General features: G+C 34.4%; 21 protein-coding genes and 1 pseudogene. 14 read left to right on the forward strand and 8 right to left on the reverse strand.

What is annotated here, in order from left to right:
* Positions 1–114: 114 nt before the first annotated feature.
* The 7 genes and pseudogenes from eno to BN2144_RS19685 all read left to right on the forward strand — a co-directional run.
* Positions 115–1,404: a phosphopyruvate hydratase gene (eno, locus tag BN2144_RS08600; RefSeq protein WP_033827869.1), complete on the forward strand. Its 1,290-nt coding sequence runs from the start codon at positions 115–117 to the stop codon at positions 1,402–1,404.
* A gap of 592 nt (positions 1,405–1,996) precedes the next feature.
* The gene (locus BN2144_RS19140; RefSeq protein WP_075047816.1) at positions 1,997–2,131 is read left to right on the forward strand and encodes a YrzI family small protein; all 135 of its coding nucleotides are present in this window, start codon (positions 1,997–1,999) and stop codon (positions 2,129–2,131) included.
* 95 nt (positions 2,132–2,226) lie between these two features.
* Entirely contained in the window at positions 2,227–2,364 is a 138-nt protein-coding gene (locus BN2144_RS19510; RefSeq protein WP_139017873.1) for a YrzI family small protein, read from the forward strand.
* Between the two features lie 73 nt (positions 2,365–2,437).
* The gene (locus tag BN2144_RS08605; RefSeq protein WP_033827870.1) at positions 2,438–2,623 is read left to right on the forward strand and encodes a hypothetical protein; all 186 of its coding nucleotides are present in this window, start codon (positions 2,438–2,440) and stop codon (positions 2,621–2,623) included.
* 132 nt (positions 2,624–2,755) lie between these two features.
* Positions 2,756–3,295: an NUDIX hydrolase gene (locus tag BN2144_RS08610; protein WP_075047817.1), complete on the forward strand. Its 540-nt coding sequence runs from the start codon at positions 2,756–2,758 to the stop codon at positions 3,293–3,295.
* Positions 3,255–3,719 (forward strand): hypothetical protein, encoded by a 465-nt coding sequence (locus tag BN2144_RS08615; RefSeq protein ID WP_033827871.1) that lies wholly within the window; start codon positions 3,255–3,257, stop codon positions 3,717–3,719. The genes BN2144_RS08610 and BN2144_RS08615 overlap by 41 nt, the downstream gene beginning before the upstream one ends.
* A gap of 373 nt (positions 3,720–4,092) precedes the next feature.
* Positions 4,093–4,218: pseudogene (locus BN2144_RS19685) on the forward strand (ABC transporter ATP-binding protein); the annotation flags it as partial.
* A gap of 43 nt (positions 4,219–4,261) precedes the next feature.
* On the opposite strand, the gene BN2144_RS08620 reads toward BN2144_RS19685, so the two are convergent.
* The 6 genes from BN2144_RS08620 to BN2144_RS08635 all read right to left on the reverse strand — a co-directional run bounded on the left by BN2144_RS08620 (position 4,262) and on the right by BN2144_RS08635 (position 6,199).
* Positions 4,262–4,447, reverse strand: a complete 186-nt coding sequence (locus tag BN2144_RS08620) for a DUF4368 domain-containing protein (RefSeq protein ID WP_033827872.1) — start codon at positions 4,445–4,447, stop codon at positions 4,262–4,264.
* A gap of 23 nt (positions 4,448–4,470) precedes the next feature.
* A complete protein-coding gene (locus tag BN2144_RS08625; protein ID WP_033827873.1) occupies positions 4,471–4,851 on the reverse strand; it encodes a recombinase family protein in 381 nt (126 codons plus the stop codon).
* Between the two features lie 140 nt (positions 4,852–4,991).
* Positions 4,992–5,165 (reverse strand): DUF6870 family protein, encoded by a 174-nt coding sequence (locus tag BN2144_RS19895; RefSeq protein ID WP_154665502.1) that lies wholly within the window; start codon positions 5,163–5,165, stop codon positions 4,992–4,994.
* A gap of 372 nt (positions 5,166–5,537) precedes the next feature.
* Complete coding sequence (locus tag BN2144_RS08630) at positions 5,538–5,792, reverse strand: helix-turn-helix domain-containing protein (protein WP_033827874.1); 255 nt, start codon at positions 5,790–5,792, stop codon at positions 5,538–5,540.
* On the reverse strand, positions 5,776–5,958 hold the full coding sequence (locus BN2144_RS20740) for an RNA polymerase sigma factor (protein ID WP_326564491.1): 183 nt from the start codon (positions 5,956–5,958) through the stop codon (positions 5,776–5,778). The genes BN2144_RS08630 and BN2144_RS20740 overlap by 17 nt, the downstream gene beginning before the upstream one ends.
* On the reverse strand, positions 5,894–6,199 hold the full coding sequence (locus tag BN2144_RS08635; RefSeq protein ID WP_326564515.1) for a hypothetical protein: 306 nt from the start codon (positions 6,197–6,199) through the stop codon (positions 5,894–5,896). The genes BN2144_RS20740 and BN2144_RS08635 overlap by 65 nt, the downstream gene beginning before the upstream one ends.
* A gap of 915 nt (positions 6,200–7,114) precedes the next feature.
* Between BN2144_RS08635 and BN2144_RS08640 the strand changes: the two genes are divergently transcribed.
* The 3 genes from BN2144_RS08640 to BN2144_RS08650 are packed head-to-tail and all read left to right on the forward strand — an operon-like array spanning position 7,115 to position 8,645.
* The gene (locus BN2144_RS08640; protein ID WP_033827875.1) at positions 7,115–7,432 is read left to right on the forward strand and encodes a hypothetical protein; all 318 of its coding nucleotides are present in this window, start codon (positions 7,115–7,117) and stop codon (positions 7,430–7,432) included.
* Positions 7,410–8,237 carry a hypothetical protein gene (locus BN2144_RS08645; protein ID WP_139017875.1) on the forward strand — a complete coding sequence of 276 codons (828 nt, stop codon included), beginning with the start codon at positions 7,410–7,412 and terminating at the stop codon, positions 8,235–8,237. The genes BN2144_RS08640 and BN2144_RS08645 overlap by 23 nt, the downstream gene beginning before the upstream one ends.
* Positions 8,238–8,297: 60 nt before the next feature.
* Positions 8,298–8,645 carry a DUF3139 domain-containing protein gene (locus tag BN2144_RS08650; protein ID WP_033827876.1) on the forward strand — a complete coding sequence of 116 codons (348 nt, stop codon included), beginning with the start codon at positions 8,298–8,300 and terminating at the stop codon, positions 8,643–8,645.
* A gap of 173 nt (positions 8,646–8,818) precedes the next feature.
* Here the strand turns inward: BN2144_RS08650 and BN2144_RS08655 are convergent, their stop codons facing one another.
* Positions 8,819–9,073, reverse strand: coding sequence for a helix-turn-helix domain-containing protein (locus BN2144_RS08655; protein ID WP_033827877.1), 255 nt, complete (start codon positions 9,071–9,073; stop codon positions 8,819–8,821).
* On the reverse strand, positions 9,057–9,356 hold the full coding sequence (locus BN2144_RS08660) for an RNA polymerase sigma factor (RefSeq protein ID WP_425321163.1): 300 nt from the start codon (positions 9,354–9,356) through the stop codon (positions 9,057–9,059). The genes BN2144_RS08655 and BN2144_RS08660 overlap by 17 nt, the downstream gene beginning before the upstream one ends.
* 16 nt (positions 9,357–9,372) lie before the next feature.
* On the opposite strand from BN2144_RS08660, the gene BN2144_RS08665 reads away from it, so the two are divergent.
* The 4 genes from BN2144_RS08665 to secG all read left to right on the forward strand — a co-directional run bounded on the left by BN2144_RS08665 (position 9,373) and on the right by secG (position 12,125).
* Positions 9,373–9,567 (forward strand): hypothetical protein, encoded by a 195-nt coding sequence (locus BN2144_RS08665; protein ID WP_033826476.1) that lies wholly within the window; start codon positions 9,373–9,375, stop codon positions 9,565–9,567.
* Positions 9,564–9,917 carry an IS66 family insertion sequence element accessory protein TnpB gene (gene tnpB, locus BN2144_RS08670; RefSeq protein WP_033826477.1) on the forward strand — a complete coding sequence of 118 codons (354 nt, stop codon included), beginning with the start codon at positions 9,564–9,566 and terminating at the stop codon, positions 9,915–9,917. Before BN2144_RS08665 ends, tnpB begins: the two co-directional genes overlap by 4 nt.
* Before the next feature lie 88 nt (positions 9,918–10,005).
* The gene (gene tnpC, locus BN2144_RS08675; protein ID WP_033826478.1) at positions 10,006–11,580 is read left to right on the forward strand and encodes an IS66 family transposase; all 1,575 of its coding nucleotides are present in this window, start codon (positions 10,006–10,008) and stop codon (positions 11,578–11,580) included.
* 311 nt (positions 11,581–11,891) lie between these two features.
* Positions 11,892–12,125, forward strand: a complete 234-nt coding sequence (gene secG, locus BN2144_RS08680; RefSeq protein ID WP_033827878.1) for a preprotein translocase subunit SecG — start codon at positions 11,892–11,894, stop codon at positions 12,123–12,125.
* Positions 12,126–12,266: the final 141 nt, after the last annotated feature.

Genomic DNA, 12,266 nt, shown 5'->3' on the forward strand with positions numbered 1-12,266 from the left:
AGTTGTAAACGAATTTTGTTGTTATCTAGATGGTTGTTTCTCATAGGAAAACAACAAAGTTTATGATAACATTTCGAAATTTTATAAATGGAAGATAAAAGGAGAGGTTTATAGATGCCAACAATTACTGATATTTATGCTCGCGAAGTACTAGATTCCCGTGGTAACCCAACTGTAGAAGTAGAAGTTTTAACAGAATCAGGCGCATTTGGTCGTGCATTAGTTCCAAGTGGTGCTTCTACTGGTGAATATGAAGCAGTTGAATTACGTGATGGCGATAAAAACCGTTATTTAGGTAAAGGTGTTTTAAAAGCTGTAGAAAACGTAAATGAATTAATTGCTCCAGAAATTATTGGTTTCAACGTAATGGATCAAGTAGCAATTGACCATGCAATGATTGAATTAGATGGAACTCCTAATAAAGGAAAATTAGGTGCTAACGCCATTCTTGGTGTATCTTTAGCTGTTGCTCGTGCTGCTAGCGACTTCCTTGGAATTGAATTATATCAATATCTTGGTGGATTCAATGCAAAACAACTTCCAGTCCCAATGATGAACATCTTAAACGGTGGTGCTCATGCTGACAGTACTGTTGATATTCAAGAATTCATGGTAATGCCAGTTGGTGCACCAAACTTCCGTGAAGCTTTACGTATGTGTGCTGAAATCTTCCATAACCTACGTTCTGTATTAAAAGAAAAAGGATACAACACTTCTGTAGGTGACGAAGGTGGATTCGCTCCAAGCTTAAAATCAAACGAAGAAGCGTTAGGAATTATTATTGAAGCAATTGAAAAAGCAGGATACAAACCAGGTGAAGAAGTTCGTCTTGCAATGGACGTTGCAGCTTCTGAATTATTTAATAAAGAAGACGGAAAATATCACTTACCAGGTGAAGGCGTTGTTCGTACATCTACAGAAATGGTTGACTTCTATGAAGATCTTTGCAACAAATACCCAATCGTTTCAATTGAAGATGGTTTAGATGAAAATGACTGGGAAGGTTTCAAATTATTAACTGAACGCCTAGGTAAGAAAGTTCAATTAGTAGGAGACGACTTATTCGTTACAAACACTGAAAAACTTGCTACAGGTATTGAAAAAGGAATTGCAAACTCAATTCTTATTAAAGTTAACCAAATTGGTACATTAACTGAAACATTTGATGCAATTGAAATGGCAAAACGCGCTGGATACACAGCAGTTGTATCCCACCGTTCTGGTGAAACAGAAGATACAACAATTGCAGACATCGCAGTTGCAACAAACGCTGGACAAATCAAAACAGGTGCGCCATCTCGTACAGACCGTGTTGCGAAATATAACCAATTACTTCGCATTGAAGACCAACTTGGAGACACTTCTCAATACCTTGGAGCAAAAACATTCTATAACTTAAGATAATTAGAAGATAGACTACCCGCTGTAATTAGTGGGTGGTCTTTTTTCTTTGAGTGGAATAGCCGGAAAAGGAGCACATCTTCGGAACTTCACACTCATTTTCGGAAAAAGGACCTTATCTTCGGAACTTCACACTCAACTTCGGAAAAAACAACTCAACTTCGGAAATATAAGTCGAAACTTCGGAAAAATAAACGTCATCTTCGGACGTGGCGGGAACTCAAATAGTAGATACTGCCTTCATTTACCTATTCTAGAGTAATTTATAAAATTTTTTTAAAATTAGGCAAAAAATATGTTTACAAACCACTCCTCAATGGATATAATTACCACTGTAAGAAAAAAATCTTAAGGAGGTCGAATGAAATGATGATGCTTAACAATCGTGTATACACAAGAACAATTTTGAATAGTAATATTACGCATTCGACCGAATCGGAATGGATTGCTTAAGTTTTTTTGTTAATTAAAGCATACTCATGCCGCAGGGAGAATCGTGTCCTGCGGTATTTTTGTGCCTTTTTTCAGCCGCAGGGAGCAGTATCCTTGTGGCTTTTTTATGCTTTTGCATATATGAATGGAGGTGAATTTGCACATGACGATCAATATATTGTTTTTTAGTATTACACTAAAAAGAAGAGAGTTTTCTCTTGAAGAAGAACTTCATAATGAACAAGTTGAAAAGCTATATGAAAAGAATCGAAATCGTATGTCCGATTATTTAGGTTAGTTTTTTAAAATGATGAAAAGGGTGTGATGACAAATGATGATAAGAGAGTTTCAAGGGTTGAAGATTTAGAATCACCAGATAAGGAGGTGAACTTTATGACGATAAATATTTTGTTTCTTACAATTACAATTAATAAAAGGGAAATTACGCTTGAAAAGGTACTGAATGACCAGCGAGTAGAGAAGTTATTTGAGGAATCTAGGGAGCATGCGGCAAAGTATATCCGCTATTAATTATTTGTTATGAAAAAAGATGAAAGGTGGGAATAATGATGATTTATATCATTCAAAGAGGTAGTTCAATTTTATGGGTGGAGAAAGATACCACCTAGATATTTTAGTAGGAGGTAATAAAAATGGCACTATCGGGGTTAGTTATCATGTTTATTTACCGAAAGAAAAAGAAATAATTAGGTGTGGTGATGTTCGTACGAATAGTGTATACGATAGGCAAATATACCGTAGTCCCGTATCACAATTAATGGTAAAGTAATTTTTGACAGTTAAAAAATGGATTACACTTGAATAAAGCAGCAGGTACCACAAATGTACTTGTGGATACCTGCAAACTCAAATCAAATCTAAATTTCCGATAATTTTATTGTTAAATCAGAGGTGATTGGTATTGGAATTATGGGATCTATACGATAGTATTCGGAAGCAAATAGGTAATACCCATCAAAGGGGTGTACCATTACAAGAGGGACACTTTCACCTAGTTGTTCATGCGATTATCGAGAATGATAAAGGCGAAGTATTAATATCAAAACGTCATCCGATGAAGCGATATGGCCAGCTTTGGGAATGTAATGGAGGTTCTGTCCTAGCAGGTGAAACGAGTTTGCAAGGCATTCTCCGTGAAATAAAAGAAGAAATTGGACTTGCCCTTCATCCAAATAGTGGGAAAATCATTCACCAGGAGACGAGGGGAGACACTCATTATGATTTATGGCATTTCCAACAAAATGCCAATATTGAAGACTTAATACTTCAAAAAGAGGAAGTATTCAATGCGAAGTGGGTTAATCAAGAACAATTCGATGAGATGATTGCTAATCAAGAGGTTGTCCCATTCATCAATCACTATTTCGAGTTTGTATTTAAAAACAGAAAGGAGAATGAAAATGAAAGAAAACCATCCGATAATAAAAAAATTACAATTTAAAGATAAGGGACAACCTGTACTAATATTACAAGCACCAAAATCATATGAAGAAGTAATTCGGAATTTTACCGGACGTGTAGACCAGGAGATTATGGAGAATACATATGAATTTATTCAAGTTTTCGGGACCTCTAATGAAGAAATTAGAACGATGGCAAAAAGGGCAATCAACTACGTAAGCGAGAATGGATTGGTGTGGCTATGTTATCCAAAAAAGTCATCAAAGACGTACAAAGGATCTGATTGTAGTCGAGATACTGTGGCACCATTATTGGCAGAAGTAGGCTATGAACCTGTTCGGCAAGTAGCGATTGACGAAGATTGGTCAGCATTACGTTTTCGAAAAGTTGATCAAATTAAAAAGATGACCAGGGATTTTGCGTATACAGAAGAAGGAAAGGCAAGGGTTGAAGATAATAAATAACAGGATATTTGATATAGTTGTAACTACATAAAAATTAGAGGAGCATTCATAAGCCAAAAAAACAAGATTTGAACGCTCCTTTTCATCCTTTCTTATATGAAATACAACAATTAAAGTATTTCAACATTAAGTTGTGGGACGCTTGTTTTGGATATATTATGAAATATATAGAAGTTCATATTTAAAAACGTACTCAATAGTGATTCATCAGACAAAAAGTTTCAGTAATTTCCACTTCAATAGTGAAGAGGAAACATCAGCAAAAAGGGAGCTTCAACAGTTCCTAGTGTGAATATCGGTAGTCTTGGATACGCCAATCAGCGATATCAGTTCAATGACCGATCGATCACACCCAAAAAAGGAGAGGATAGCGATGAGTATTCTACAGACCAATCATTTAACTAAAAAATTTGGTCGTTTTACTGCTTTAGACGATGTCAATTTTCAAGTCGATGAAGGTGAAATCTTTGGTTTTATTGGTCCGAATGGTGCATGTAAATATAGAAGAATTTATGAAGAAGGATGAAAACCAAGTCAACATACTACATGACTTGGTTTTGAGATGTCATGCGTTGCTTTTTGTTTTCATGAATAAAACTTAAAATGTGTTTGTGCTGATCTGCAAAATTAAATTGAATCGTGATTTTGTTATTTTCATGAATGAAAATCTTATCTACTAATTCAAGAAGAAGCCCACGATCAAGCGTTTTAATATTTTTATGCTTCAAGAATGTTTTTAAATAGGGATTATTTAAACCGCCCCCTTTTTGCGTGGTCCATACGAAGGAAAAATTCTTTCCAAAAAGTATCCCTGATCTGAATAGTTACGAAATGCTCTAGCAAGTGTCTTACAAATAATACAGTTGACAATACCTGCTTCCACGTCTTGTATCATGCGCTGAAAATCTACTCTTTCATAATCTGTTGTTCCTGAAAGTCCATCATCTACATAGTAGTCAACAATAGAATATTCTTCAATAAACGAGTGTTCCAGATATTCATGAATGATTTTCCGCTGGTTGGTCACACTTAATGATTCGTCATTACCATCATCTCTGGATAAACGAATATAAACAGCAACCTTCCATTGTTTGTGGCGTTGTGCTTTAGTACGATTTTTTAGGTGTTTCATGTTCCTCCAATCCTCTATAATCACACTTTAATTATACCATATATCACGCATTAACTCAGTGATTATAGCTTGAAAAGTAGTGTTTTAGTAGCGTTGATAAATCATTTCCTTTATCTGAAAAACAAACATGAACAGAAACATCACCACATGAAAAAAAAATACGGATTTTGGATGTTTAAAAGATACTTTTCCAATCGTTCTAAAGCAGGTAAATTGGTATCAATGTTAATATGTCGAATGTCTACGAGGCTTTTTGCTCTGGCGGTTGCTTTATCTTCCTGATACATTTGTTCCAATGCTTCCAAAGTCACCATGTTACAACCTCCTTATAGAACATTTTAAAATCAGACGGCTGTTGGTACAGCTCCACGGGAATTTCACCCCTGCAAGTATTTCTTCCAGCCCTACTCATAGCCTGCGACGCTTTGAACGCTCGAACCATGACGATAGGGGAGTATCATTATCCTTACTGATGGGTCATTGCTAGCAATCCACCACGATTACATGAGACAAAGTATGATTCGCTCGTTCCTACATTGGAAGTCATGGCGTACCTGTCAGACAGCTTATCATCAGCAGAACGTATCTGATTTTTTGTTATAATACATGGCGTTATCTTCCATGTTTTCTTTGTCAAAGAACAGAGATAAATAGAATGAAAGGGGAAATCTTAATGATTAACTACATCAAATCTGAAAAGACAAAATAGATTGCATAAGTTTGGAACGTAAGCGATCACGTATATCCTCATCCATGCCCCAATAGGTGTTTCCTTGCTCATCACGAAGTTTACGCATGGATAAGCTGGCGGTATAGTTTCCATAATGTTGAATTACTATTTTCATTGCTTCAGCTTCACCCTTATTTGCAGCTAAAATAATTGGATACGGTAATAAACCACGCTCATTGTTTTCGGTGTTAGAATTAATCATCCCATTCATGTGCATGTTCCTCCAAAAATCGTTTTAAAATCTCGAAAGAACTTTTCCGCCTGTACTGTACGGTGCTACGTGGAATTCCGAATAATTTACCGATTTCCACATCAGACAGGTTGAAAAAATAGTATAGCAGGACAGCAGTACGTTTTTCTTCTGGCAATGTCCGCATGGCTTCCGCAAGAAGTTTCGACGTATGCCACTTGAAACCCTTGTGCTTTATCTTTGTCTTGCTCATCTAAAGTATAAAGCTGTTTTTCTTCTTGTGGCGTTAAGTCAGAAAACACCATTTCTTTCGATTGTCGCTTTTTACGTTCTCTATAGATGTTAGTTGCTTCATTCTCCAGCACTCGTTTACAAAAAGCATTAAAAGCACAGCGTATTTGCCATTCGGTACGGTTTAGTTCGATCATACATGACATCTCCCTTCACCACTGCAAAGATGGGTGAGGATTTCCCCTTTCATATCCTTCAACAATTTTTTTGGGGAAATGCCAAAGATTTCTAACAAAAAAAACAACTGAACAAAGTTAGCTGTTTGTAAAAATAAAATATTGATTAAAATGAAGTTCTTATATACTTCAATTCGTTTAAAAATTCAAGTTGTACATTAAACAGTAAATTATATAGACTGTACATCAGTATTGAACTATATATTTGTAGTTCTAAAGAACAAAGTTGCTTTATTTATTATAAAAATATTTGATACAAGTCAAGTAAAATGGAAATTAGATACCATATACTTTTTAAAAATAATATTGAACAGTAAGGTTGTTAGTATTTTCTTCATACTACTCCTCTTTTCTATTAATGCTTATTAACATACAATTCCTATTCTTAAATATAAAACACCTTAGATATCAAACTATGACTATATTCTAAGGTGTTAGTATCTATGTGAAATTATAAAACTATACATTTTAACTGCTTAAATAATTACTTGAGTTAAAATGATTTGTATGTTTAAAAATAGGGATATTTGCAATATCTTCAGTGAAAGTTAGAACTGGAATAAATCTCGAACAGGAATTTTTATGTATTATTAATTACAAAAATTAACAGAAACCTTCCGTCGAAATAATAAGTCAGATTAAAAAAGGATTGTGAATCTACTATAATGTTTGAACTATCCCTAGACTGCACTACATGTTTATAGTACAATTTCGTTAATGCAACTTCAAAGTATGTATTTAAATGTGAAATTGGGGCTGATTATTGGGTTTCTTTAGCTAAGAATAGATTGCCGTATAGAATTTTCAAAGAATATAAACTCGAAATATTCTATATGGAATAATCTAATAGATATTAAAACCAAAAGGAGGTTATCTATGAATTTCATAAAAAAAGAATTTTTAATGTTTTTATCACTATTATGTGCAATAGGTGTATTTTTAATGAGTAGTGCATTTCAAAGTATGGCATACTGGGGAAATGATTTTACTTGGTATTGGGTTGGAGTTGTTTTTACTTACTTTCTTGGATTGATGGGTATCGTTTTTTTAGTCTTTGCAATTAAGAGGAAAACAAGAGTAAACGGAGAATCAAGGTCTGGTTTGTCAGTGTTTGGGATAATGACTTCTATTATATTGATTGGTGGCTTTCTTTGGACAACTTTTATAATAATTGCAGGAATGTCTGGAATTTGATTTATTATTATATGGAATTAAGGGATATCGCATAAAAATTCCAAATATTAAAAAAGAGGTATTTAGTGTGAAACATTTATTTAAAGTAATCAGTTTGTTAGCTCTTGCACTAGTATTGTCGGTTACCATGTTCCAAAGTGGGATTCAAGCTTATGATAAAAATGATTCATCTGACACAAATTTATCATTTGAGGAGTATAAAGGATATCAAGATGAAGGTATACTAGGAGAAGATGTTACTTATGAAGAGTGGGTAGAATTAGTTAATGCATCTAAAGAATTAGAAAATCTCCTTGAAGATTCTTCTGAATTTGAAGAAGTATATTCGTCCGACTCCGTAGAACCATTTAGTAGTTTTACCATGAAAAGAGGAGACGTAGTTATTACAAATGGTACGTCATCAGCAGGGATTGCAGGCCATGCTGGAATTGCTACCAGCAAGAGTTATATATTGCATATTGCCGGGAAAGGAAAAAAACCTGTTAAAATATCTCTATCAAACTGGCATAAAAACTATACAAATAAAACCAAATCATCATGGACAAAGGTATATAGACATAAGAGTGCGACAAAGGCCAGTGCTGCTGCAAAGTGGACAGAAAACACTTATCTTAATTCAAATGCTGAATATAAAATAACCGGTAATCTCGCTAGTACAAGTGTAACTTATTGTTCTAAATTAGTTTGGCAAGGATATTATTATGGTCCAAGTACTAAAGAGGCTAATGGACCAACGATAGGATATAGAATGCCTTACGATTTGCCAAAAACTATTCACAATTTAAGTCATAAAAAGACCTATTAAAAGAATAGAAGAGAGTAAAATACTTCAGAGAAAACATTGAAACCTAAGAAGGTAATGATTATGATAATTTTATTTATATTTGCGATATCCTTTTTTTTGATTTTTTATTACCCGATACAAAAAAAATTAGCATTTAAAAAATTTGACGAGTACTTGATAAAACAAGATACCAATAGAGATAAGATCGAAAGTCTAAATGCCTTTAAAGATTATAAAATGGGTGGTTATCAACTCATTGTAAAATTTCATGATGATCCACAACATATGTATATTTATCATTACTATTTGTGGACTCATAGAAAAAATGAATCTATACAATTTGATAGAATGTTTTTGAGTATTATAGATGAAGAAAACTCTTTAGAACTAGATCCACCGTATAATGACAATGTGAAATATAAACCGTAAGTGACAAGTAGTAATTTATTAAGTGCCTTAGACTTATAATAATATAAACAAAACCGCTGATTAATAGCTGTTTTGTTTATATTATATACCTTTTGTTTTTAACAAATATTACTCAACGTTTTAAAAAAGAAAAAATTATTATTTATGAAAGGGAAAATCTAACCATTATTTCATCAAATCTTGAAAGCCAAAATAGATTGCATAAGCTTTGCTCGTAAGCGTTCGTGTGTATCTACATCGCTGCCCCAATAAGTATTTCCTTGTTCATCACGGAGTTTACGCATAGATAAGCTTGTCATGTAGCTTTTATAATGCAGAACAACTACTTTCATGGCTTCTGGATCACCCTTATTTGCAGCTAAAATAATTGGATACGGTAATAAACCACATTCACTGTTTTCAACATTATAATTAATCATCCCATTCATCTGCATGTTCCTCCAAAAATCGTTTTAACCTTTTAAAAGAGCTTGTCCGCCTATACTGAACAGTACTACGTGGAATATCGAGTAGTTCAGCTATTTCTACATCTGATTTCTTAAAAAAATAGTATAGTAGAACGGTTTTACACTTTTCTTTTGGCAAAGTACGTAACGCTTCAGCAAGTAATTTTGGAGTTATTTTCTTTCCAGCCACTTGAAAAGTAAGCCCCCATTCAAACAACGCATATAATTCAACAGCACCTCTTGTTAAGATTGACTTATCAATCAAAGGAGGTGCTTTTCATATGCCAGAACAAAAATTAACTATTGTCCCCGTAACATTGCATTCCAATACAGAAAATACTCCAATCACAAAATCAACTGTCTCCTCTTCGAATTCAACTTGTACAATTAAGTTTGGTAAAGTTGAAATCTCCTTCTCCAACGGTATTGATGAGCACATCATTCAAACTGTCATGAGGGAGTTGAAAGATTTATGAGACATGATTACTCGAGTGTGAAAAATATCTATATTATCTGTGGTAAGACAGATATGAGAAAAGGAATAGATGGATTAGCTACACTAATTCAGGATTCTTTTGAACTGGATCCTTATGGTGATTCAATTTTCTTGTTTTCTGGGTGGAGTAAAGATCGCTATAAATGTTTATATTTTGACGGTGACGGCTTTGCCATGCTTTATAAGCGATTAGATAATGGAAAACTTCAATGGCCCAGAAACGAAAAGGAAGTACGAAATCTATCCCAACAAGAACTACGCTGGTTATTAGAAGGGTTATGCATTCAGCAGCCAAAAGCCATTCAACCATCTCAAAAAGGACAATTTTAACTCTATTAAAGTTGAAATAAAGCTATTTTCATTACGTTCAAGATGCTATACTAATATTATCTTATTTGAACGAAAAGTGGTGAGTCTTGTGGTTAATGCTTCGTCTAATAATCAGAATCAATACGAGAAATTAATTCGGCTTCTTGAAGAACAATTAGCTCATTCTAATCAACAAAATGAAGCATTATCCAAACAGATAGAATCACTAACTGAGCAAGTTCGCTATTTAACGAAACTTTTATATGGATCAAAAACAGAGAAAACGAAATATAATGCACATGATGATAAGCAAATTTCATTATTCGAAGATGATTCGTCTTTTAATGAATCTGAGCACACAGAAGAACAAAGCCAACAAACGATTTCTTACACTGTTGTACGCAAAGTTCAGAATAAAAAACGGAATGATTCATTACATGAAAATATTGAAGTAAAGACCATTCATTATCATCCGGATAATACGATTTGTGATTGTTGTCAGTGTCAGATGACTGAAATAGGTACGACAATTGTCCGTGAAGAGGCTGAATTCATACCTGCAAGAATGGAAAAAATTCAACATATTGAACATGCATATGAATGTAGAAACTGCAAAGCCGATTTATCCCAAAAGGCACAAATTAAACGTGGCAAATCACCTCAGCCTCCGATTCAACGAAGCATTGCTGGTCCGAGTGTTCTTGCCAAGGTTATTTATGATAAATTCGTTCAATACTTACCCCTTTACCGGCAAGTAAAGGAATGGGATCGTTATGGATTAAATACAAATGATAAAAATCTTTCTAATTGGGTTATTCGGGCATCACATGACTGGCTTTTGCCTATATATGAGCGAATGAAAAACATCATGCTAAAAAAGTCCATTTTACACGTCGATGAAACTTATGGACAAGTTATCAATCGATCGGATGGAAAACCTGGCCAATCTAACGCTTATAACTGGGTTTATCGAAGTGTACCTAGTCAAGGTCCAACTATCGTTCTGTTTCAAAGTTCATTATCACGAGCTCGATCTGTTCTTGAAGGCTTTATTGAAAATTATTCAGGAACGATTGTCTGTGATGGTTACTCAGCATATGACAAAATTGAAGGGATTACCTTTGCCAATTGTTGGGCTCATGTTAGACGTTATTGGTTAAAAGCAGACAGTAAAAACGGACGAATTGGTGTAAAATACTGCGATGATTTATTTCGCCTTGAAAGGGAATTTAAGCACTTATCCCCAAGTAAACGAAGGAAAAATCGCAAAAAGTACTCGAAACCGTTAGTTGATAAGTTTCTTTCCTGGGTTGAAAAATCACCATTTTACGGGAAAAATGCACTCGCTAAAGCAGCTGAATACACGCTAAATAGAGCGAACGGATTAAAAGCATTCTTGAATGATGGCCGAATAGAGATTGATAACAATCCCGCCGAAAATGCCATCCGCCCGAATGTAATTGGTCGAAAAAACTGGTTATTTTCCGTGAGCGAAGCTGGTGCAAAAGCAAACGCAATCTGCCTTAGTATCGCAGAAACAGCTAAAGCGAATGGGATAGATTTCTACCAGTATCTAGTAAGGATACTGAAAGAACTACCAAATTTGGATATCCATAGAAACCCAGAAATTATAAACAACTATTTGCCTTGGTCAAAAACAATCCAAGCAGAATGTGTAAAATAACCGTAAATCTGATAAAAAAATCATGGTTTTACGGTTATTTGTAGTACGTACCATTAAGGTGCGTTTATTTTTTTATTTCGGGCTTACATCCCAATCGAGAAGTTTGCACTATTCCCAATTTCTTCCCTTCTCATTGGATCGGTCATTGCTATAGTCGTCGGTTGTATTTGTTATGCGAGACGAGATCTTGTTAGCTAAATAGTGAGCATCTCAAAAGAAATCCTTGTAAACTTCAAAAAGGGGACAATTGTTTTTATCCTTTTTTTGTGATAAATTAATACTAGTTACGTTTTCCTTTAGGAGGTAGGCTCGTGCATACGTTTTTAATCGTATTATTAGTGATTGACTGTCTTGCTTTAATTACGGTTGTTTTGCTTCAATCCGGTAAAAGTGCCGGTTTGTCTGGTGCTATTTCTGGTGGTGCTGAACAATTATTTGGTAAACAAAAAGCACGTGGAATGGATTTAGTTTTACAACGAATTACCATCGTTTTATCTGTTCTCTTTTTCGTGATTACGATTCTGATAGCATACTTTAATTTTTAATCATTCAAAGGAATCCTGGCCATATCGGGTCAGGTTTTTTTGTCGTTTATTATTGGGAAAAAATTCCTCTATAATAATTTGCGAAACTTAGCACATTGTTTTACATTTCCTCTCTGTTTTTGTAAGCTGAACTTAGAAATT

The sequence above is a fragment of the Bacillus andreraoultii genome (assembly GCF_001244735.1).
GTDB classification, from domain to species: domain Bacteria; phylum Bacillota; class Bacilli; order Bacillales; family Caldibacillaceae; genus Caldifermentibacillus; species Caldifermentibacillus andreraoultii.